The following is a 19,440-nucleotide window of genomic DNA, read 5'->3' on the forward strand; positions in this document are numbered from 1 at the left end:
GGCGGGCCGCGAGGGCCCGTTCGGGTGAGCGTCAATGTCGCCAGGTCATGCCCGGCACCCTAAGGTCACGCCGATCCGCTCCGCATCGGGTTTTTCCCGCGCGGACCCGCTCATGGGCTGACAGCCAGGAGCAGGAACGCGGCGAACAACGTGAGGTGCACTCCGGCCTGCAGCAACGTAGCCCGGCCGGGTACCACCGTCAGCGTGGCCACGACGACCGTGAGGCCGAGCAGCACGATGTGCGTCGGGCCGAGACCGAGCAGCAGGGGCCCCTCCAGCCACAGCGACGCCGCGGCGATCGTCGGGATGGTGAGGCCGATGCTCGCCATGGCCGAGCCGAACGCCAGATTCAGGCTGACCTGGACCCGGGCCCGCCGCGCCGCGCGTACGGCGGCGAGGGTCTCCGGGAGCAGCACCAGCAGCGCGATCACCACGCCCACGGCGGCCTGCGGAAGCCGTGCCGTACGCACGACCGTCTCGATGGCGGGCGCCTCGATCTTCGCCAGCCCGACCACCGCGATGAGCGCCGCCAGCAGCAGCGCCAGGCTGACCATGGCCGCGCGGTTGGAGGAGAGATCCGCGTGCTCCGCCTCGCCCCCGTGTCTGCCCCCCTGCCTGCCGCCGCGCTCGCCGGTGGTCTCGACGGGCAGGAAGTATTCGCGGTGCCTGATCGTCTGGGTGAGGACGAACAGGCCGTACAACGTGATCGAGGCGACCGCGGCGAACGCGAGCTGGGCCGGGGCGAAGGCGGGACCCGGCACGGTCGTGGTGAAGGCGGGCAGCACGAGGCTCAGCGTCGCGAGCGTGGCGACGGTGGCCAGGGCTCCGCCGGTTCCCTCGGCATTGAAGACCGCCACCCGCCGCCGCAGCGCCGCCATCAGCAGTGACAGCCCGACGATGCCGTTGCAGGTGATCATCACGGCGGCGAACACCGTGTCGCGGGCGAGCGACGACGCGGCCGGGCCGCCGGACACGGTGAGACTGATGATCAGCGCCACCTCGATCACCGTCACCGCCACCGCGAGGACCAGCGACCCGAACGGTTCTCCGACCCGATGCGCGATGACCTCCGCGTGATGCACGGCCGCGAGCACCGCGGCCGCCAGGAAGATCGCCGCGATCGCGACGACGAGGGGAGGGATCGTCCGGCCCCATGCCAGGGCGAGCACGATCACGGCGAGGATCGGAGCGGTCGTCGTCCAGGTGGTGGCCAGTCTGCGGAAGAACAGATTCACGCTCTTCATCCTGCCCAGATGGAGCGATTTACGATGATTCGTACATTTATGTCCGATCTGGGGATGGCGGCCGGTCCGCCGCCGGTGCGGGCAGGCGCCGAGGCGGCCCGGGCTCACGGCCGTGCCGGTCCGCGCGGCGTACGGCGGTGCGGGTCAGAGTTGTGCGGTGTCGGGCCGTCTGGTGTCAGAGCCGCGTGGCGTCAGGGCTACGTGGTCCTAGTTGTGCGGTCAGAGGTGCGCGGTGTCAGAGCCGTCTGGTGTCAGAGCCGTGGGGTGTCAGAGCTGGCCGAGCAGCCAGCGTGGTCCGGTGACGAGGGCACCGAGGGCCGTCACCCGCTCGCGCAGCCCGCGGTCGGCGGTGACGACGAGCGCCGTCTCCCATGGCCGCACGTCGCGCACCGTCTCCACGATCGCGTCGTCCCCGCTGCCCCCGGCCAGCACGACCGACATGTCCCCGTTCACCGGCCCGGGGTCGGCGGCCCTGGCCGCGGCGCCCTCCAGCACCGCGAGCATCCGGGGGAACCACCGCGTCAGCGCCGGCACGCCTTCCGGCATGTCGCCCACGCCCCGCGCCGTCAGCGCGATCAGCTCGTTGAGCAGGCGGTTCGCGGCGCCCGCCCGGTCCTTCCACCAGCCGTGCTCGGCCCGCGCCCCGATGATGTTGGCCACGTCGAGGACGACCACGACCGGGCTCAGCGCGGCCCGGATCAGCGGCCAGGAGTCGGCGAAGCCCGGATGCAACCGCTTGGCGGCGACCTCGTCCGCGGCCACCCACCGCATGTCCAGGCTCTCGCCGTTCGCGGGCGCGGCGTCGAGCAGCCCGTCCGCCTCCGCGATGACGGTCTGGAACGACCAGCCGCCGTGGTCGTCGACGTAGAGTCCGCGTACCCGGACGAGATCGGCGCTCAGCGCCGCCTCCTCCCGCGCCTCGCGCAGCGCGCCGGTGACAGCGTCTTCGTGGCTGTCGCGGGCCCCGCCGGGCAGGCCCCAGGTGCCGCCGTGATGGCTCCACCAGGCCCGCTTCTGCAGCAGCACGTACGGCATGCCGTCCAGCGTGTGGTGGACGGCGAGCAGACCGGCGGCGCCGTGCAGTCCCCAGTGCTGGTGTCCCAGCGAGCACAGGGCCCAGCCGTCGCCGTCCATCGCCGCCATGTCCCCATTTTGGCGCAGCCAGGGAAAGCCCCGGTCATGCGGTGCGGAGCCGAACTCACCGCTCCCGGCGTCACCAGTGGTCGACGGGCACCTCCACCCCGGCGGACAGGTCGAAGAGGGTGGCGCCGTCGGCGAGGCGGATCACCTGGATCTGTGTCGCGAAGCGGAGACCGCGAAGGCGAATGGCGGCCTCGTGCGCCCTGCGCGGGAAGTGGTAGCGGTCGGCCGCGCGGCCACCGGGAGCGGGCCGGACAGAACGGACTTCGAACCGGTCGGGGGGCCACAGATGGGGCAATGGAGCAGATTGCTGCCAAGCGGACATGTCTCTCCTGTCTCGCCGTTGAGAACAAGCAGTTGACCGGTCGGGCGCGCGTGATCGCCACAGCGTGACGGCGTCGTAGGCCGATCGTTATTAACTGGTAAGCGATCCTTCCCAAGCTGGAGTCCGTAGCCCGTTAGCGTTTGAGCCCTCACTCGTGATTCCCCTTTATCCGGAGAATCAGGAGATGTCATATCTGGAGAGACGCCCGCTTCTGCGGCCGGAGAAGCGGGCGTTGTCCTCCACCCCTCGCCCCACCGATCCGGCCCGCCTCCCGCGCGGTCCTCTCCGTGTGCCCGTCCCGGGGTTTCCGGGCCGTGCCGTCTGCGCGGCCGGTGCCGTCAGCGCCCGTTGACCGAGAAGTGCTGGTAGTCCCGGGCGCCCGACCAGGTGCCGCCCCAGCCCCAGCCGATGCTCGCGAAGGCGCGCACCACGCGGTCGCCTCTGTTGATCACGCCGGGCTTCTTCAGCGGCCTGTCCACGAACGCGTCCGCGTTGCGGTGCGCGTTGCTCCCGTCCGCCTCCACGTACGGGTTCTCGCGCGGGTTGAGGTCCACCGCCAGCCCGTACGCGTGGTTGGACCAGCTGCCCGATCCCGTGGCGTTGCGGCAGTTGAAGGCGGAGGTGTTGTCCACCTCGATGGAGTCGAAGTCGCTGCCCTTGTAGACGTCGACGGGCTCCATCCGCCGGATGGGATAACGCATCTCGTACAGCTTCCCGAAGACCGACGCGACGTCCTCGGCCACCGACCTGTTCACCACCAGCGTGCCGGTGTGCGCCTTGTCGTCGAAGCCCCAGTAGGTCATCGTGATCTTCCGCAGGCCGCTCGGCGCCACCGGGCAGCCGGGGCGCCAGGAGTGCCGCAACTCGTCCCGGGACACCTTCTCGATCTTCGAGGAGAAGGCGGGCGGGCCGCTCGGGCTGGGTGTGCCGCCGTCCTCCGGAGCGGACGGGGCGGGCGTCGCCGAGGGCGTCGCGGGCGCGGGCGTGGCGGTTGCCGTGGAGAGGGACGCCGCCGGTGACGTGACGGCGACGGGCACCGACGTCCGGGCGGGTGCGGAGGCGGCGCCTCCGGCCTCGGGGCCTGCCCCGCCGCCACAGCCGGTCACGCCCACCAGCGTCGCTATCATCACCGCTGACCTGCGGTTCTTTAAGAAGCCCATAGGCGCAGAGTACCCGCGCCCGCAGGATGCGCCGACGGTTGTGCACAACCTGTGGATAACCAGCCCGCGAAAGCACATGGCCGATTCGCGCCGGCCTCGCCGTACGGGCCGTCGCCCGGAACCGCCCGGTCAGGTGAAGCCGGCTCGGCCGGCCCGGAAATCGAGGATCGGAAACGTCGGAAGCCGCCGCTAGGGTGGCGTCCGTGATGGAGGAACTGCGCTTCGGCGGGGTGAGCGTGCCGGCCCACGCTTTCTTCGTGGGCCTCGGCGTGGTCCTCGCCAGTGTGGTCTTCGTCCTGGAGGCGCGCCGCAGGGGAGCGCTGCGGGAGGAGTCGCTGGTGGCGGTCACCGGCGCGCTCGTCGGCGGAGCGGTGGGCATGCGGCTGTCCGGCTGGGCCGAGCACCTCGACCCCGCGCTGAACCCCGGGCTCGTCGAGGCGTGGATGTTCGGCGCCCGGAGCATCCTCGGCGGGCTGACCGGCGCCTACGTCGGCGTGCTGGTGGCGAAACGGCTGATCGGCTACCGGGAGCGGACCGGTGACCTGTTCGCCCCCGCCGTCGCGATCGGCATGGCCGTCGGGCGCATCGGCTGTTTCCTCACCGAGGCCCCCGGCCGCCCCACCACTCTTCCCTGGGGCGTCCACGCGCCTGCGACCGTCCCCGAGTGCCCCGGGTGCCTGGCCGGGCAGGCCATGCACCCCTCCTTCCTCTACGAGGTCGTCTTCCAGCTCGCCGCCTTCGGCGCGCTGCTGTGGGCGCGCGGCCGCGTCGACCGGCCGGGCGAGCTGTTCACCCTCTACCTGGGCGCCTACGCCGTGTTCCGGTTCCTGGTCGAGTTCACCAGGGCGAACGAGACGGTCTGGCTCGACCTGACCCGCCCGCAGTGGTTCCTGATGCCGGGCCTGGCGCTCCTCGCCGTCCGGCTGACGTATGGCTGTCGCAAGGGGTTCTACGACAGACTGCTCCCCGGCCGGGGCGAGCGGCCGTTATTGACGGGCGTACGGCTTTCGCCCGCCGGCGAGGAGGAAAGATGAGCACACCCCCCGAGCCGCCCGAGCGGCCCCAGGATCCCCAGCCCCAGGATCCGCAGCCCCAGGACCTCCGGCCCGGCGACCAGCCCCCGCCACCGGAACAGCCCCCGCCTCCCAACCAGCCCCCACCCCCGGGCCGGCCTCCGTACCCCGGCGAGGCGCAGGGTGGTGCGCCCGGTCCCGGCGGTCCGGGCGGTCCGTACGGTCCGGGCGCCGGTTCCAGCCCCGGCGGCACACCCGGGCCTGGCGGCGCACCCGGTCCCGGCGGTCCGTACGGTCCGGGTGGCGGGGCGCCCTACGCGTGGCCGCCACCACCGGCGCGGCAGGAGAACACCACCGGTGTGGTCGTCGCGTTGACGTTCGCGGGGATCGTGCTCGAGGTGATCGTCAACGCGATCCTCGCCGTCGCCACCCTGGCGGCCGCCGACGGCCTCGGCGATCACAAGGAGATGGCGGTCGTGGGCGGGGCCGTGATCCTGGCCGCGATCGTCTTCGGCGGCGGGACGCTGCTGATCCGCCACCGGCAGCCGTGGTCGCGGGGGCTCGGTCTCGGCCTGATGATCGGATGGGCGCTCGTGACGATCGTCACCGCCGGTTTCTGCACCGGCGTCAACACCTCGCTTTACACGGACGGCGGACTGTGACCATGGGAATGCCGCTGCGGGGAGACCGGATCCTCCGCTACGTCAACGCGTTCTGCCCCCGCTGCCACGAGGAGCGGCCGGACCGCCCGCTGGCGGAGGTGCCGCGGCTGTCCGGCTGGCTGGCCGCCCGTGACGGCCGCGTCTACCTGGAGCGCGGCTGCCGGGTCCACGGCATGGTCAGGACCCTGTACGACGAGGACCCGGAGATCCTCGCCTACCTGGAGGAGTGGACCGCTCCCACCAAGGCCCACCTGCCCGACGTCGCGGGCAACTTCGACCCGATCCCCGAGGCGTACCTGCGGGGTCTGCCGGAGATGCAGACGCAGCACACCTGCATCCTGCTGGAGGACGTGGCGGAGGCGTGCAACCTGCGCTGCCCGACCTGCTTCACCGAGTCCTCGCCCGACCTGCGGGGAGTCGTGCCGGTCCGGGAGGTGCTCGCCAACGTCGACCAGCGGCTGGCCCGGGAGAACGGCCGGCTCGACGTGCTCATGCTCAGCGGCGGCGAGCCGACGCTGCATCCCGACCTGCCCGAGTTGCTCGCCGGACTGGTGGCGCGGCCGGTCACCCGCATCCTCGTCAACACGAACGGCCTCCTGGTGGCCAGGGACGACGCCCTGCTCGATCTGCTCACCGAGCACCGCGAGCGCGTCGAGGTCTACCTGCAGTACGACGGCGTGTCCGCCGAGGCGTCCCGGCACCACCGGGGCGGCGACCTGCGGCGGCAGAAGGCGGAGGCGCTGCGCCGGCTGTCGGAGCGGGAGATCTTCACGACCCTGGTGATGACGGCCGCCCTCGGCGTCAACGACGGCGAGATCGGCGACGTGGTGCGCCTGGCCCTCGACACGCCCTACGTCGGCGGCGTGTCGATCCAGCCGCAGTTCGGCTCGGGACGGTCCGGCGTGATCGACCCAATGGACCGGCTCACCCACACCGGCGTGCTGAAGCGCCTCGGCCCCCAGACGGACGGCCTGGTCACCTGGCGGGACCTCACGGCACTGCCCTGCTCGCACCCCCACTGCTGCTCGGTGGGCTACATGGTCAGGGACGACGCCGACCGGTGGCGCTCGCTGACGGCCCTGATCGGCCACGACCGTCTCAAGGAGAACCTCGGCCTGGTCTCGAACCGGATCGCCGACTCGGAGATCCCCCGCCAGCTTCGCATGGCCGTCCAGGAGTCGCTGCTCGGCCTGTTGTCGGAGCAGTCGTCGCTGTCCCACCCCGAGATCGGGAAGGTCTGGCGCGACATCTGCGAGAACTGCGATCTCGGGTTGACGACCCTGCTGACGCTCGCGTCGTCGGTGCTGCCCGGCCGGCAGCGGCGCCTGCGGAAGCTGCTCGGCGAACGGGTCGTCCGGATCACGGTCAAGCCGTTCATGGACATGTCCACGATGCTGGAGGAGCGCCTGACCCAGTGCTGCGTACACGTCGGCACCCACTCCGACCAGGACCAGTGCGCGCCGTTCTGCGCGGTCCAGGCCTGGCCGGCGCTCGCGCGTCAGCGCCTGTCGGCCGTCGCCTCCGCCGACGCCGGTGTACGGCTGCCGCTCGTGGAGATCACGTGAGCCGCCGCGTCGCGGAGCCCGCGTGAGCCCCGGCACCGGGCCGCGAGCGGGTGACCGGCCGGACGACCACCCCACCGGCGTCGCCTATGAGCAGGCCCTCGCCGCCCAGGGCCGTACGCCCGGCCAGGCCCCGGCGGACGGTCAGGCGCAGCCGTACGATCCGCTGAAACTGTGCGTCTACGCCACGGTGGCGCTGCTCGCCTGGGTGTTCGGAGCGTGGGCGGTGCTCGCCTTCGCCGCCCTGGGCGTCGCCGGATACTGGCGGGCCCGCCGCGCGGGGCTCACGAGGAGCAAGTGCTATCTCCGTGACACCCGGCTCGTCCTCGCCTACCTGGGGCTGGTCGCCCTGGCCGCCGCTGCGGCCCTCGTGCTCCCGCACCTGCCCCGCTGAGCCGGCGGCCTGGGTCCGACCGGTGTCCGGCTATCCCGTGAGCCCGAGTTCGCCCGCGCGCAGCCCGGCCTGGAAGCGCGAACCGGCGTCCAGCGCCTCCATGAGCTCGGCGACGCGCCTGCGGTACGTTCGCACCGACAGGCCGAGGTGCCGCGCCGCGGTCTCGTCGGTGTGACCCGCGCCGAGCGCGCGCAGGACGGCCCGGCTGTCCTCGTCGAGGTGCGGCGCGTCGCCGCGCAGGTAGGCGGTCAGCTCGGTGGCCGCGTCCCAGGCGGCCGTGAAGAGGGCGTACACGCCGCTCACCAGGGTGGGCGAGGTGGTGACGGTGAACTCGCGGGGGCCGGGCCCGTCCCGTCCCGCGAGGATCATCACGCGCCGGTCGATGACGATCGTCTCGTGCGGCAGCGGGGTGGAGCTGATCCGCACCTCGACGCCCCTGGCCACGGCCTCGCGCAGGTGCGTCCGCGAGGCCTCGTCGACGAGGGCGACGGGGGTGTAGAGCTTCCTGAAGGCCAGGCCGGAGCTGCCGGGGCCGGGCATCCGCCCGGCCACCGAGTGCCGGGCCCCGGGCTGCGACCAGGTGGCGAGGTCGCGGGCCGCGCACACGAACTCGTGCCGTACGCCGGTGAACAGATGACCGGCCCGGGCCACGAGCTCCGCGTCGCCACGGACGGTGATGACCTGTTCGGCTGTCATCCGCCCATTATGACCCTCCATGACCTGGCGGGAGGCTGGCAGCTTGCTGCCACCGCGTTGGCCGCCGCCTCCCGCCGCGCGAGGCTGACGGCATGACGACTGACACGAACGCCGCGCTCGGCGGCGAGTTCCTCCTCGGCGGTGACCTGCCCGTTCACCGGCTCGGCTTCGGGGCCATGCGGCTGCCGGTCGGCACCTTCGACGGCGCCGTCCGCGACCCCGAGACGGGCGTCGCCGTGCTCCGCCGCGCCGTCGAGCTCGGCGTGGACCACATCGACACGGCATGGTTCTACCGGCGCGGGGGCGTCGCCGCCAACGACCTGATCCGCCGGGCGCTCGCGCCGTACGCGGACGGCCTGGTGATCGCGACCAAGGTCGGCCCGCTGCTCGACGACACCGGGATGCCGACCGGCGAGGCCGGCCCGGACGAGCTGCGCGGGCTGGTGGAGGACAACCTGCGCACCCTCGGCGTGGAACGGCTCGACCTCGTGTACCTGCGGGTCGGCGGCATGGGCGCCCCAGGCGGCGCCTCCGTCTCCGACCGGTTCGCGGCCCTGGCCGAGCTCCGCGAGGAGGGGCTGATCCGGCACCTCGGCGTCAGCAACGTCGACGCCGCCCAGCTCGACGAGGCCCTGTCCATCGCCCCGGTGGCCGCCGTGCAGAACAGCTTCCACGTGCAGGACCGGGGCGACGCCGAGCTGCTGGCCCGGTGCGAGAAGGACGGCATCGCCTTCGTGCCCTTCTTCCCGCTCGGCGGCGGGTGGCGGCCCATCGACCAGACGCGTCTGGCGGCGGTCGTGGAGCGTCACGGGGCGACCGCCCCGCAGATCGCGCTCGCGTGGCTGCTGGCGATCTCGCCCGCGCTGCTCGCGATCCCCGGTACGGGGGTCCTCGATCATCTGGAGGAGAACATGGCGGCGGGACGGATCCACCTGACGCCGGAGGACCTCGCCGCCCTCGAGGACTGAAGCCCTCCTGACTGGAGCCGAACGACGGCGTTTGGCGGAGCTTTTTCACCGAACGCTCGCGCACATGTTCGATGAGGCGCTACAGTCATGGGCACCGGATCGAACACGGGTTCGGTCGAGTCCCGGCAGGTGAGGAGTGTGCGATGGCTGTGCCGACGGTGTCCGCCGCCCCCGCTCCCACTCCCGCCCCCGGCCTCGCCGGCCCGGCGGCGTTCGACCGCGGCGTACCCTCCCCGGCTCCGCCCGTCGTCGTCCCGGTCGTGCCGGCCCAGGCTCCGCCCGCCGTCGTGCGGTGCGTGCCCGGGCCGCGCCGGGCGACACGCCGTAGCGCTTTCTACGGAAATCTACGACGGCCGCTATATCCCGTCATAAAGTCCGAGAGCGTGGACCCCGTGCGCAACCCCTACGCCCCCGGCGCCGGACAGCGCCCCCCGGAGCTCGCCGGACGCGATCGCGAGCTGCAGCAGTTCGAGGTCGTGCTGGAGCGGGTGGCCCGGGGCCGTCCGGAGCGGAGCATGGTCCTCACCGGTCTGCGCGGTGTGGGCAAGACGGTCCTGCTCAACACCTTCAAGTCCATGGCCATGCAGCGGCTGTGGGGCACCGGCAAGATCGAGGCCAGGCCCGACCAGTCGATCCGGCGCCCGGTGGCCGCCGCGATGCACATGGCCATCAGGGAGCTCGCGCCCCGGCACCGCGCCCCCGAGCGGATCGAGGAGTTCCTCGGCGTGCTCAAGGCGTTCGCCATGCGTGATCCCGCCGCCGCGAAGGGCACGTCCCACTGGTCGCCCGGCATCGACGTCCCCGCCGCCCGCGGCCGGGCCGACTCCGGTGACCTGGAGATCGACCTGACCGAGCTGTTCGTCGACGCGGCGGGTGTGGCGACCGACCTCGGCGTCGGCATCGCGCTGTTCATCGACGAGATGCAGGACGTGCAGGCGCCGGACGTCTCGGCTCTCTGCGCGGCCTGCCACGAGCTGTCGCAGAGCGGTGGCCCGCTGATCGTCGTGGGCGCCGGCCTGCCGCACCTGCCGAGCGTGCTGTCGGCGAGCAAGAGCTACTCCGAGCGGCTGTTCCGGTACGCCCGCATCGACCGGCTCGACCGCGACGCCGCCGACCTGGCGCTGATCGTCCCGGCCGGCCGCGAGGACGTGGAGTTCACGCCCGACGCGCTCGACGCGCTGTACGAGGCGGCCGACGGCTACCCCTACTTCGTCCAGGCGTACGGCAAGGTCGCCTGGGACCTCGCGCCCCGCAGCCCCATCACCGCCGAGGACATCAAGGTGTCCGCGCCGGAGGCGGAGGAGGAGCTGGCCGTCGGCTTCTTCGGCAGCCGGTACGAACGGGCCACCCCCGCGGAGCGCGACTACATGCACGCGATGGCCCAGCTCGGCGACGACCCGGTGCCGACGGCCGAGGTGGCCGAGGCGCTCGGCCGCAAGCCGTCGAGCCTGTCCCCGGCCCGCGACAGCCTGATCAAGAAGGGCCTGATCTACAGCGCCGAGCGCGGCGTGATCGGGTTCACCGTGCCCCATTTCGGGAGGTTCCTGCGTGCCCAGCCGGTCTGAGGCGGCACGCCCATCGACCTCTCTACGGCTTTCTAGAGGGGAAGCTAGAGAGCCGTAGAGAGCTGAAGTGAAGTCCTCGATGCGGGAATCTACGCCTGTATAGCGTCAGGCCGATACAGGGGTAGATTCCCGCAGAGAGGCGTCCGTACGGTCACCGGCGGCCGCCGCGACGCGGCCATCCGCTCCGACCACGGCGACGCGGACGGCGGGACGGCGTCCGCTCAGGTACACCGCGAAGACCACCTCGGCGCCGTCCCGGGCGGGAAACACGAAGAAGCGCCAGCACAGCTCGCGCCACATGTCGGACGGCTCGTCCGTCACCAGCGACCCCGCGTGTGCCCGCCACGCCGCACTGCCGCGCAGGCGGGACAGCGCCCGTCCGGAAGGCAGCGCCCGCTGCTCGCACGGCGCCCGGTGCCGTACGCGGGCGGCGACCTCGTCGATCTCCGGCGAGAGGACGAGCAGCAGCAGGACGAGGCCGCCGGCGATCCAGGCCGCGGTCCCCCGCGGCAGTACGGGCCGGGCCATGACTCCGGGCAGACCCGGGACGTTCCCGGCCGCGACGAGAACCGCCATCGCCGTCAGCGCGGCGGCCCGTCCGATCGACCGCAGCCCGACCGGCGCCGCGCTGACCTCCCCGAAACAGCCGCACCCGACGTCGGGCCGCCGCCTGCGCAGGTCCCACAGGACGTACGTCGCGATGGCGAAGAACACCACCGGCGACCAGCGCGTGACGGGGTGGTCCAGCACCAGCGATCCGCCGGCCAGGGCGAACTCGGTCAGCGCGCAGGCGATCATCGCGGGCCTGGCGAACCGCTCCGGCGCGAGCGCGACCGGGCCCAGCCGGGTCAGCGCGCCCGGCGACGCCTCACGGCCGGCCGTGGCCAGCTTGGCGACGCCGCCCAGCGTCAGCGTCAGGGCGAGGACCGGTAACGCGGCCGTCGCGATGATCGTAAGCACCGGTCACCCCAATCCGACGCGGGCGTTGAAGCAGCCCTTGGTCAAGTCTCCCCCGAGCGCCACGTAGGACGACGCCGACAGTTCCACGAGCCTCCCGCGCGGGGAGGTGCCGCATTCGAGGCAGCGGTCGCAGAACCGCCCGGCGAGGCACCCGCACGCCACGATCGGCAGCGTGTCCGCCCGTCCGTCGCACACGTTCCGTACGCGCAGCAGCGAGCCCAGCGCGAGGTACGGCAGGCCCGCGCAGGAGACGCCCGCGTCGTCGCAGCCGGTGTCCTCGGATTCGAGCACGGGATAGGCCGCGCCGTCCTCCGGAAGGTCCGCCCACACGGCCGTGCCCGCGACGCTCGCCTGGACCCCTCCGTACGCCGGGGGAGCCGGGGGCGAAGCCGAGGCGTGGTACGGCGGTTGCGACGTCGCGGGGAGCTGCGCCAGTGACGTGCCCTGGTCGAGCAGGCCGATGGCGTCGAACAGATACCCCGGCTCCAGCTTCGGGTGCCGCACCCGGATCCGCCCCGAGGAGCGGTACGGGATCACAATGGAGCGTTCCCGGCGATGCGGACCGCAGTCGAGGTCCACGGTGAGGTCCCGGGTTCCCCGGACGTCACGGATGACGCCGGTGATCCGCGTGACGTCGGCCCAGATGCGCTCGGCCACCGTGCCGGACCGCAGCGCCCTGATGACCACCCGCGACCCGATGGGCAGGTCGGCGGGCGCGACGGCGCCGCCGCGCCAGGCGGTCGCCCACGGCGCGATCACCAGGCGCCGCTGCCGGCCGTCGTCGGCCTCCACGATGATCAGATGCGGGCTGACGTCGATCACCTCGCCGTCGACCACGTCGAACGGCGCCTCCTCCTCCGGCAACCGCGGCGCGGGCCCGGGATCGCGCCCGAGCGCCGCCGCGGCCAGCATGCGCCGTCGCGCTCCGGCCCGGTGCGGTAATGACCCTTCCACGTCCTCCAGCCTCACATGCCGGGGCGGGATGGAGATGCCGTTTTCCGGGCGATGGTGGCGTCCGGGATCAATATTCCTCCTCCCGGTGCAAGGGGTTGCCACCCGCCGAGGGCAAACCACCGCCCGGGTGGGATTACGGCCCGTCCGGCCCGCCGCTACCGGCTTGTCCGGTGTTTACGCAGGCCGGGGCGAAACCTGAATTCCGGCTCAGTCGGATCCGATCGCGTGGCTGCGATTCTGGCACGAGATGCCTCTCTGGCCGGGTTGGTGATCCTGAGCGTGAAGCACGAGGAGTTCCACACGTACGTCCAGTCCCGCGGGGCGGCGCTGCTCCGGGTCGCCAACCAGCTGACCGGCAACCCCAGCGACGCCGAGGATCTGCTGCAGACCGCCCTCACCCGCACCTACCTCGCCTGGGACCGCATCCGCGACCGGTCGTCGCTCGACGGTTACGTGCGACGCGCGATGGTGAACATCAACATCTCCTGGTGGCGGCGGCGCAGGCTGGAGGAGTACCCCTCGGAGTCCCTTCCCGACGTACCGGCGCAGCAGGACGCGCGGCACCGGTACGAGGAGTTGGAGCAGGCGCTCGACCGGCTCCCCACCCGGCAGCGTACGGCGATCGTGCTGCGCTACTACGAGGACATGACCGAGCCCGAGATCGCCAGGACGCTGGGGATCAGCGTGGGCACGGTCAAGAGCTCGGTCTCGCGGGGCATGGCGAAGCTACGCGGCGATCTGGTCGTCCCCGAACCCCGGGAACGGGTGAACTGACCGCCGCGCGCCTCACCTCCCGCGCTTCATAGGGTCCCGCGCTTCTCAGGTCTCGCAGACCACGCCGTCGCTGTCGCTGTCGACGTACCAGTCGTACTCGACGTCGATGCCCCGGACATACGGCCCGTAGCCGGCCCTGTTGGCCTCCTCGCAGGTGCCGAAGCGGGGATCCGTCGAGCCGTCGTCGTCACCCGTCGCGGTCGGAGTGGGGGTCGGCGTCGGCGTCGCAGTGGGCGTCGGGGTGGGCGTGGGCGTGGGAGTGGTCGTGCCGCCGGTCAGGCCGTCAGGGTCCGGGCTCGCGGACGCGCCGGGCGCGGGAGAGGCGCCGTCGGCGGGCTCCACCGCGAGGTCTCCGGACGATCCGGGCGGAACCTGGATCGAGCCACGCTTGTCGTAGGTGTCGGCCGCCCAGCAGGGACCCGACCACATGCCCCGGCCATCGGCCTGCGCGCGCATCTGCTCGGCGAACTGCCAGTCGGTGTAGCTGTGGTCGGGCAGGTAGGGCACGGCCTGGGCGAACCCGCTCCTGACCATGTCGCCGTTGACGTACAGGCCCTTGGGCGACCACGTGTAGACGAGGACGCGGTCGTTCTCGGTCACCTGCTCGGAGGCCCGCACGTAGGCCGGCTTGCCGACGGGAAGCAGCGCCTTGAGCCGCGCGACCGCGCCTTCGTACCAGCAGTCGCCCTTCTCCGGCGCGTCCGCCTCCAGGAGACCGATCCGTACGGTCCGGCCGCTGGCGGTCACCACGTCCAGGGCGTCACCGTCCACGATCTTCTTCACCGTCACCTCGACGGCGTCCTTCGGCACGGTCTTCGGCCGGGGGGTCTTCGTGGCCTTCGCGGTCGTGCTCGGGGTGGCGCTGGGGCTCGGCGTCGCGCTCGCGCTCGGGCTGGGGGTCGCGGCCGGAGTCTGGGACGGGGTCGGCGTCGGGCTCGGACTGGCGCTCGGACTGGCGCTCGGACTGGGGCTCGGGCTCGCGGCGGCGGTGCCGGCCGCGGCGAAGGCGCTGGTGGACGCGGCCACAGGAACCGCGAGGACCGCGGTGGCGAGGATGGCGAGTGCGTGTGAGGGGAAACGCACGAGTGCTCCATTGGCTTGGGTACGGGGGACACGTCGGCTTCGTGGAGCCGTTTCCTGGATTACGGAGTCCACCAGAAAACGATCGTATGCGCCAGTCCGTCCGGTCAGTTCCCTCGAATCACGATCCTGTGCGGCTCAGCCCGTCCTCGTCCGCGACGGCCTGCCGGCTCCGTCCGCTCCCGCGGTCGCGCAGGGCCGTACGACGTCGCGGATCACCCGCAGGGTCTCCAGGAACTCGGCGAGCCGCTCGTCGGTCAGCAGGCCGGTGAACCAGGTCTCGATGTCCTTGATGTGCTCGGGGAGCACCGTGCGCAACCGCTCCGCCCCCGCCTCGCTCAGCACCGCGTACGACGCGCGGCGGTCGCTCGCGCACGCGTGCCTCTCGACGAGTCCCTCGCGCTCCAGGCGGTCGACGACACGGGTGATCCCGCTGGTGGACAGTGAGGTCTGGGCCGCGAGGTCGCTCATCCGCAGCCGCCGCTCGGGCGAGCGGGCCAGCCGGATCAGAGTCTCGAAGTCGACCTCGGACAACCCGGCGGTGACCAGGGTGGGGGTGGTCTTGGCGGCCAGCCCGGCGAAGACCTCCGCGAACAGGCCCATCGCCGTGAGCCGCGGGTCGTCGAATGGATCCATGGTCCAAGTCTACGTCAGAATAGTTGACGCGAGGAATATCCTCGGGTAGAAATTTGCTCAGTGAGACATCCGCACCGCAACGATCTGGGGAGTAGCCATGAGCATCCGTGAGTGGGAGGGCCTGAAGGTCCCGACGGCCGGCGAGTTCGCGCTCGACAAGGCGCACACGCGCGTCGGTTTCGTCGTCAAGCACATGATGGTCAGCAAGGTTCGCGGGCACTTCGCCGACTTCGAGGGCAAGATCGCCATCGCCGAGAACCCGCTTGAGTCCTCCGTCGACGTCGTCATCAAGACCGGCACGATCGAGACCGGCGCGGCCGACCGTGACGGCCACCTGCGCAGCGACGACTTCCTGGGCGCCGACAAGTTCCCCGAGATCACCTTCCGCAGCAAGCGCGTGACCGGCCTCTCCGGCAACGAGTTCACGCTCGTCGGCGACCTGACGGTGCGTGACGTCACCAAGGAGGTCGAGCTCAAGGTCGAGTTCAACGGCGCGGCCAACAACCCGTGGGGCCAGGAGATCTTCGGTTACTCCGCCGAGACCGAGATCGACCGCGAGGACTTCGGCCTGACCTGGAACCAGGCGCTGGAGGCCGGCGGTGTCCTCGTCGGTAAGAAGGTCAAGATCGAGATCGAGGGCGAGGCCGTCCGTCAGGCCTGAGCCTGTGGACTGCACCGGCGGAAATCCACACCTTGTGCACAGCCGTCATCCACAGCCTGTGGACGACGGCTGTGCCCTTGTATAACGCCAGCTCACCCGGCGGCCGAGGACATCCTGCCGTACGCACCGGCGCGAGTCTGTGCGCCGCTCGCCGACCCGCGCGGCAACCCTCCAGCCCCGCCGAAGCCCGCCCGGAGCGGGCCCGCTCCGGTGCCGCGACGCGGGTGGTCGAGACGGTGCCACGCCCCACCCGGCAATCCGCTTTGCCGCGTTGCGCGATCGCCGGTACGCTGTGCTGAGCAGCGCTCCCAGGAGGCTTCGCCTAGTCAGGTCTATGGCGCCGCACTGCTAATGCGGTTTGGGTCTTAAGCCCATCCGGGGTTCAAATCCCCGAGCCTCCGCAGTTCAGAGCCCCTCTCGCCCTCGTTGGCGAGAGGGGCTTTTTGATCTCCAAAGGGCCTCTGGTTGCAGTTCTGGTTGCAGTTGTCCTCGGTCCTCGCCCCACAGGGCCGCCCCCATGCGCTCGCTCGCGTCCTTCACCTGGGACTGGCGATGTAGTCGTGAGTCGCCGGCGTGTTCGTGTACGCGGCACCGTCGGGTGGCCGTCCGGCGAAGTGGGAGAGCCGATTACGTGATTCACGGCAAGGGCGAGCCGACGCGATGCAGTGTTCCGTCAGGGTCGACATAGCCGAACTCCCGAAGTCCGTATGGAGTGTCGTGAGGCTCGCCGAGGCGGCCGGCGACGCCCGCTGCGCCCCATTCGGCGTGAAGGGCATCGGCGTCTGAAACATAGATGTACACGGCCGCAGCGGTGCGCGCAGGGTCGTGCTCGTTCCACTCGGTGAGATGGAGCGACACCGGCCCCCGAGCGACGAACCCGTATCCAGGGTCCTCATCGGACTGCCGCGCCGCAAACCCCAGGTGACGGTAACGCTCAAGCGCGACGGCCAGATTGCGGACGGGGATCACAGGCGCAACGTCCTCGAAGACGATCTTGCTGTCCATGCCCTCTCCTACGGCTGTCGGCGCCGAACGTCGATGCGAGGCTACGCGGCGGCCCTGACAGTTTCACCGGGCCCAGGTAGCTGGAGGTGCCGTACCGGAGAGGCAGGTGTGCGCATCCACGCAGGTCACGGCCCGCTCGAGTGGTAGTTGCCCACTGCTGCGGCCTGGCGACCTGAGACAGGTCTCCGATCCGGGGCACGGCAACAAGATCCACACCCTTGCGCTAGTTGTACGCCATCCTTCGCCCCGTATCGTCCGCATCAGTGATCCCGTCTGCGTGAGAATGGACCGGCATGTCCGACGATGCAGTGCTACGCGTTTTCCGATCAGTGGATTCGTTCGATCCCGACGAGTTCGGGCTGCTGCTGGCCGAGGACGCCACGCTGGTGTTCGGCAACGCCGAGCCGTTGGCGGGACGTGAGGCCATCGTCGCGGGCATCCGGGAGTTCTACTCCACCATCGGCGGCCTGCGGCACCGGGTCGTCCGTACCTGGCAGGTGGACGCCGACGTCATCGCCGAGACCGAGGTGACCTATCGGAGGCTCGACGGCAAGGACGCGAGCGCCGTAGCCGTGTCGATCTGGCGCACCCGCGACGACGGCCTGATCTCCGACTACCGCATATTCGTCGATCTTGCCCCCATCTACGCGGTCTAGCGATTCGGCCACAGGTGAGGAGGAGCTGGAGCGAGGCTTCCTGGCCCTCTTCCGCGAAGACCACTGACGCGGCTACGTCATCGATGCCGATCGGCTCGACGAGGGCTGAACGACCGTCCAAGACAACCCGGCTTCAAGGAACTGGGCGACATCAGGCAGGCGCTGGTAGTGCGCGACGTTCTTCATGTGCCATGGTCGAATGATCACAGGTACACACCTCAACCCGGGGTGACTTCGATGGAGGGGGCGTTGTGGGCTCTTCGTACGTTGTCACCGGGGGTGGGCGGGGCATCGGCCGGGCGATCGTCGAGCGACTCCTGGGCGACGCGAACACCGTCGCCGTGATCGAACTCGACCCGGCCGCGCTTGAGTGGATCCGTACTCACCCCGCGGGTTCCCGGCTGATCGCGGTGGCAGGCGACGCCGCCGACGAGACCGTCACGGAACGGGCCGCCGACCTGGCGCAGGCGGCGGGCCCGCTCGCCGGTTGGGTCAACAACGCCGCCGTCTTCCGCGCCGCCTCGCTCGACTCGCCGTCGGCGAGGGAGCTCCTGGCTCTCATCGGGGCCAACTTCAACCCCGTGGTCGCCGGTTGCGTGACGGCGATCCGCCGCTTCCTCGACGCCGGTACGGCCGGGGCGATCGTCAACGTCTCGTCCCACCAGGCGCAGCGGCCGGTGCGCGGCTCCCTGACGTACGCGACGGCGAAGGCCGCGACCGAGGGGCTCACCCGGGCGCTCGCCGTCGACTACGGCCCGCGGGGCATCCGGGTCAACGCCGTCGCCCTCGGCTCGATCAGCACCGAACGGTACGAGGCGTTCCTCCGCCGCCAGGAGCCCGCGGCGGCCGAGCGGATCGAGAACGAGATGGGACTGCTGCACCCCCTCGGCAGGGTGGGCCGTCCGGAGGAGGTGGCCGCCGCCGTCGCCTACCTGCTCTCCGCCGACGCGAGCTTCGTCAACGGCGCGACCGTTCCCGTCGACGGCGGACGGTCGGTGCTCGGACGCGACCCCGAGGAGGCATGAGTCACGCGCGGTTCTTCCAGTCGTCGGCGAGCAGACCGTAGAGGAGATCATCGGTCCATTCGCCCTTGAACCAGGTGTGCTGGAGGCGCAGCCCCTCCCGCCGGAAGCCCACTCGCTCCAGGAGCCGTGCCGAGCTCGTGTTGCGGGCGTCGCACTCGGCGGAGACGCGCCGCAGGCCGCGCCGCTCGAACAGGTCGCGCAGTACGGCCCGCACCGCTTCCGTGGCGTACCCCCGGCCCTGCCATCGGGCGGCGAGAGTGAAGCCCAGCTCCGCCTGCATCCGGTTCTCGTGCAGGTTCACCCCCACGTCGCCGATCAGGCACTCCTCGGCCCGAAGCGCCACGGCGTACTGGAACCACCCGGGCTCCTCCGGGTCCCGCGAGGAGAACGCGGTGACGAGCGAGACGGCCGACTCCACCGGAACGGGGGCGGTCCAGCTCTGGTAACGCGCGACCACCGGGTCGGAGCGGTAGGCGGCGAACGCCGGCGCGTCCTCCGGCCGGAACCGACGCAGGAACAGCCGTGGCGTTTCCAGGAGCATTCGCCGATTCTCGCAGCGGGCAGCCCGGTGCGGGCCGCGGAAGGGTCAGGCGAGGCCCTCGGCCGTACGCCGGCGGAGTGGCGCCTCGTGGGCGGAGTCGGTGCACAGCGTCAGGGTCAGCCCGTCCTCCGCCGCCCCGGCCAGTACGGCCAGCAGGGTGGCGAACTGCTCGGCGGGTTCGGCGGCGAGCAGGTCCCCGGCGTGTTCGACGACCAGATGGACGTTCCCGATGTCGCGCAGCGAGTCGGTCAGCGCGTCCCAGTTGTGGCCGAAGTAGCCGGGAAGGCGCAGCACCCGTGCCACCTCCGCGAAGAAGGCGGCACGGGTACGGCAGGCCCGCCCGTCGACGACCGCCGGGGCCCGGCCGGTGGTGATCGTGAGCCATTCGGGCAGCGGACGCGGGGCGGAGGTCATAAGGA

The 19,440-nt window shown here is 71.5% G+C and carries 22 protein-coding genes and 1 tRNA gene; 11 read left to right on the forward strand and 12 right to left on the reverse strand.

From position 1 onward, the window contains the following. Positions 1-110: 110 nt before the first annotated feature. The 4 genes from HHX40_RS20705 to HHX40_RS20720 all read right to left on the reverse strand — a co-directional run bounded on the left by HHX40_RS20705 (position 111) and on the right by HHX40_RS20720 (position 3,836). Entirely contained in the window at positions 111-1,235 is a 1,125-nt protein-coding gene (locus tag HHX40_RS20705; RefSeq protein WP_220499360.1) for a calcium:proton antiporter, read from the reverse strand. Between the two features lie 276 nt (positions 1,236-1,511). Next, positions 1,512-2,387: an NUDIX hydrolase gene (locus HHX40_RS20710; RefSeq protein WP_182881909.1), complete on the reverse strand. Its 876-nt coding sequence runs from the start codon at positions 2,385-2,387 to the stop codon at positions 1,512-1,514. A gap of 70 nt (positions 2,388-2,457) precedes the next feature. Continuing rightward, on the reverse strand, positions 2,458-2,682 hold the full coding sequence (locus tag HHX40_RS20715) for a hypothetical protein (protein WP_182881910.1): 225 nt from the start codon (positions 2,680-2,682) through the stop codon (positions 2,458-2,460). 365 nt (positions 2,683-3,047) lie between these two features. After that, positions 3,048-3,836, reverse strand: coding sequence for a M15 family metallopeptidase (locus HHX40_RS20720; protein ID WP_259402024.1), 789 nt, complete (start codon positions 3,834-3,836; stop codon positions 3,048-3,050). A gap of 239 nt (positions 3,837-4,075) precedes the next feature. Between HHX40_RS20720 and HHX40_RS20725 the strand changes: the two genes are divergently transcribed. Genes HHX40_RS20725 through HHX40_RS36895 form a run of 4 tightly spaced genes read left to right on the forward strand, consistent with a single transcriptional unit; the run spans position 4,076 to position 7,500 of the window. Then, complete coding sequence (locus HHX40_RS20725; protein ID WP_182882034.1) at positions 4,076-4,903, forward strand: prolipoprotein diacylglyceryl transferase; 828 nt, start codon at positions 4,076-4,078, stop codon at positions 4,901-4,903. Next, positions 4,900-5,544, forward strand: coding sequence for a hypothetical protein (locus HHX40_RS20730; protein WP_182881912.1), 645 nt, complete (start codon positions 4,900-4,902; stop codon positions 5,542-5,544). The genes HHX40_RS20725 and HHX40_RS20730 overlap by 4 nt, the downstream gene beginning before the upstream one ends. Positions 5,545-5,546: 2 nt before the next feature. Continuing rightward, a complete protein-coding gene (locus tag HHX40_RS20735; protein ID WP_259403761.1) occupies positions 5,547-7,109 on the forward strand; it encodes a radical SAM protein in 1,563 nt (520 codons plus the stop codon). A gap of 22 nt (positions 7,110-7,131) precedes the next feature. Next, on the forward strand, positions 7,132-7,500 hold the full coding sequence (locus tag HHX40_RS36895; protein WP_259403762.1) for a hypothetical protein: 369 nt from the start codon (positions 7,132-7,134) through the stop codon (positions 7,498-7,500). Positions 7,501-7,530: 30 nt separating this feature from the next. Here the strand turns inward: HHX40_RS36895 and HHX40_RS20745 are convergent, their stop codons facing one another. Further along, a complete protein-coding gene (locus tag HHX40_RS20745; protein WP_182881913.1) occupies positions 7,531-8,196 on the reverse strand; it encodes a DNA-binding response regulator in 666 nt (221 codons plus the stop codon). A 92-nt stretch (positions 8,197-8,288) separates the two neighbouring features. Between HHX40_RS20745 and HHX40_RS20750 the strand changes: the two genes are divergently transcribed. Then, the gene (locus tag HHX40_RS20750) at positions 8,289-9,164 is read left to right on the forward strand and encodes an oxidoreductase (protein WP_182881914.1); all 876 of its coding nucleotides are present in this window, start codon (positions 8,289-8,291) and stop codon (positions 9,162-9,164) included. Between the two features lie 383 nt (positions 9,165-9,547). Further along, positions 9,548-10,729, forward strand: coding sequence for an ATP-binding protein (locus tag HHX40_RS20755; protein ID WP_117408895.1), 1,182 nt, complete (start codon positions 9,548-9,550; stop codon positions 10,727-10,729). A 105-nt stretch (positions 10,730-10,834) separates the two neighbouring features. On the opposite strand, the gene HHX40_RS20760 is transcribed toward HHX40_RS20755, so the two are convergent. Next, positions 10,835-11,689: a MauE/DoxX family redox-associated membrane protein gene (locus HHX40_RS20760; RefSeq protein ID WP_182881915.1), complete on the reverse strand. Its 855-nt coding sequence runs from the start codon at positions 11,687-11,689 to the stop codon at positions 10,835-10,837. Positions 11,690-11,692: 3 nt separating this feature from the next. Beyond that, on the reverse strand, positions 11,693-12,643 hold the full coding sequence (locus HHX40_RS20765) for a hypothetical protein (protein WP_310738210.1): 951 nt from the start codon (positions 12,641-12,643) through the stop codon (positions 11,693-11,695). A gap of 234 nt (positions 12,644-12,877) precedes the next feature. On the opposite strand from HHX40_RS20765, the gene HHX40_RS20770 reads away from it, so the two are divergent. Next, on the forward strand, positions 12,878-13,417 hold the full coding sequence (locus HHX40_RS20770) for a SigE family RNA polymerase sigma factor (RefSeq protein ID WP_310738221.1): 540 nt from the start codon (positions 12,878-12,880) through the stop codon (positions 13,415-13,417). A gap of 45 nt (positions 13,418-13,462) precedes the next feature. On the opposite strand, the gene HHX40_RS37780 is transcribed toward HHX40_RS20770, so the two are convergent. Together HHX40_RS37780 and HHX40_RS20780 are read right to left on the reverse strand one after the other, a co-directional pair. Continuing rightward, positions 13,463-14,500 carry a thermonuclease family protein gene (locus HHX40_RS37780; protein ID WP_220499361.1) on the reverse strand — a complete coding sequence of 346 codons (1,038 nt, stop codon included), beginning with the start codon at positions 14,498-14,500 and terminating at the stop codon, positions 13,463-13,465. A gap of 135 nt (positions 14,501-14,635) precedes the next feature. Continuing rightward, on the reverse strand, positions 14,636-15,133 hold the full coding sequence (locus HHX40_RS20780; protein ID WP_117408899.1) for a MarR family winged helix-turn-helix transcriptional regulator: 498 nt from the start codon (positions 15,131-15,133) through the stop codon (positions 14,636-14,638). Positions 15,134-15,230: 97 nt separating this feature from the next. On the opposite strand from HHX40_RS20780, the gene HHX40_RS20785 reads away from it, so the two are divergent. Continuing rightward, positions 15,231-15,794 carry a YceI family protein gene (locus HHX40_RS20785; protein ID WP_182873052.1) on the forward strand — a complete coding sequence of 188 codons (564 nt, stop codon included), beginning with the start codon at positions 15,231-15,233 and terminating at the stop codon, positions 15,792-15,794. A gap of 311 nt (positions 15,795-16,105) precedes the next feature. Next, positions 16,106-16,195: transfer RNA gene (locus HHX40_RS20790), tRNA-Ser, on the forward strand. Positions 16,196-16,430: 235 nt separating this feature from the next. Here the strand turns inward: HHX40_RS20790 and HHX40_RS20795 are convergent. After that, positions 16,431-16,799 carry a bleomycin resistance protein gene (locus tag HHX40_RS20795; protein ID WP_220499362.1) on the reverse strand — a complete coding sequence of 123 codons (369 nt, stop codon included), beginning with the start codon at positions 16,797-16,799 and terminating at the stop codon, positions 16,431-16,433. Positions 16,800-17,092: 293 nt separating this feature from the next. On the opposite strand from HHX40_RS20795, the gene HHX40_RS20800 reads away from it, so the two are divergent. Both HHX40_RS20800 and HHX40_RS20805 read left to right on the forward strand, forming a co-directional pair. Continuing rightward, the gene (locus HHX40_RS20800; protein ID WP_259403763.1) at positions 17,093-17,455 is read left to right on the forward strand and encodes a nuclear transport factor 2 family protein; all 363 of its coding nucleotides are present in this window, start codon (positions 17,093-17,095) and stop codon (positions 17,453-17,455) included. Positions 17,456-17,706: 251 nt separating this feature from the next. Then, on the forward strand, positions 17,707-18,480 hold the full coding sequence (locus HHX40_RS20805; protein ID WP_182881917.1) for an SDR family NAD(P)-dependent oxidoreductase: 774 nt from the start codon (positions 17,707-17,709) through the stop codon (positions 18,478-18,480). Between the two features lies 1 nt (position 18,481). Here the strand turns inward: HHX40_RS20805 and HHX40_RS20810 are convergent, their stop codons facing one another. Next, a complete protein-coding gene (locus HHX40_RS20810; RefSeq protein WP_182881918.1) occupies positions 18,482-19,021 on the reverse strand; it encodes a GNAT family N-acetyltransferase in 540 nt (179 codons plus the stop codon). A gap of 45 nt (positions 19,022-19,066) precedes the next feature. Then, the gene (locus HHX40_RS20815; RefSeq protein ID WP_117410409.1) at positions 19,067-19,435 is read right to left on the reverse strand and encodes a barstar family protein; all 369 of its coding nucleotides are present in this window, start codon (positions 19,433-19,435) and stop codon (positions 19,067-19,069) included. Positions 19,436-19,440 lie beyond the last annotated feature (5 nt).

The organism is Microbispora sp. H10949, assembly GCF_014161435.1.
GTDB classification, from domain to species: Bacteria; Actinomycetota; Actinomycetes; order Streptosporangiales; family Streptosporangiaceae; genus Microbispora; species Microbispora triticiradicis.

Coding starts and splice junctions, on each gene's coding strand:
- HHX40_RS20710 (WP_182881909.1), bottom strand. CDS start 2,387: ATGGCGGCGATGGACGGCGACGGCTGGGCCCTGTGCTCGCTGGGACAC.
- HHX40_RS20720 (WP_259402024.1), bottom strand. CDS start 3,836: ATGATAGCGACGCTGGTGGGCGTGACCGGCTGTGGCGGCGGGGCAGGC.
- HHX40_RS20725 (WP_182882034.1), top strand. CDS start 4,076: ATGGAGGAACTGCGCTTCGGCGGGGTGAGCGTGCCGGCCCACGCTTTC.
- HHX40_RS20730 (WP_182881912.1), top strand. CDS start 4,900: ATGAGCACACCCCCCGAGCCGCCCGAGCGGCCCCAGGATCCCCAGCCC.
- HHX40_RS20735 (WP_259403761.1), top strand. CDS start 5,547: ATGGGAATGCCGCTGCGGGGAGACCGGATCCTCCGCTACGTCAACGCG.
- HHX40_RS20745 (WP_182881913.1), bottom strand. CDS start 8,196: ATGACAGCCGAACAGGTCATCACCGTCCGTGGCGACGCGGAGCTCGTG.
- HHX40_RS20750 (WP_182881914.1), top strand. CDS start 8,289: ATGACGACTGACACGAACGCCGCGCTCGGCGGCGAGTTCCTCCTCGGC.
- HHX40_RS20780 (WP_117408899.1), bottom strand. CDS start 15,133: ATGGATCCATTCGACGACCCGCGGCTCACGGCGATGGGCCTGTTCGCG.
- HHX40_RS20785 (WP_182873052.1), top strand. CDS start 15,231: ATGAGCATCCGTGAGTGGGAGGGCCTGAAGGTCCCGACGGCCGGCGAG.
- HHX40_RS20795 (WP_220499362.1), bottom strand. CDS start 16,799: ATGGACAGCAAGATCGTCTTCGAGGACGTTGCGCCTGTGATCCCCGTC.
- HHX40_RS20800 (WP_259403763.1), top strand. CDS start 17,093: ATGTCCGACGATGCAGTGCTACGCGTTTTCCGATCAGTGGATTCGTTC.
- HHX40_RS20810 (WP_182881918.1), bottom strand. CDS start 19,021: ATGCTCCTGGAAACGCCACGGCTGTTCCTGCGTCGGTTCCGGCCGGAG.
- HHX40_RS20815 (WP_117410409.1), bottom strand. CDS start 19,435: ATGACCTCCGCCCCGCGTCCGCTGCCCGAATGGCTCACGATCACCACC.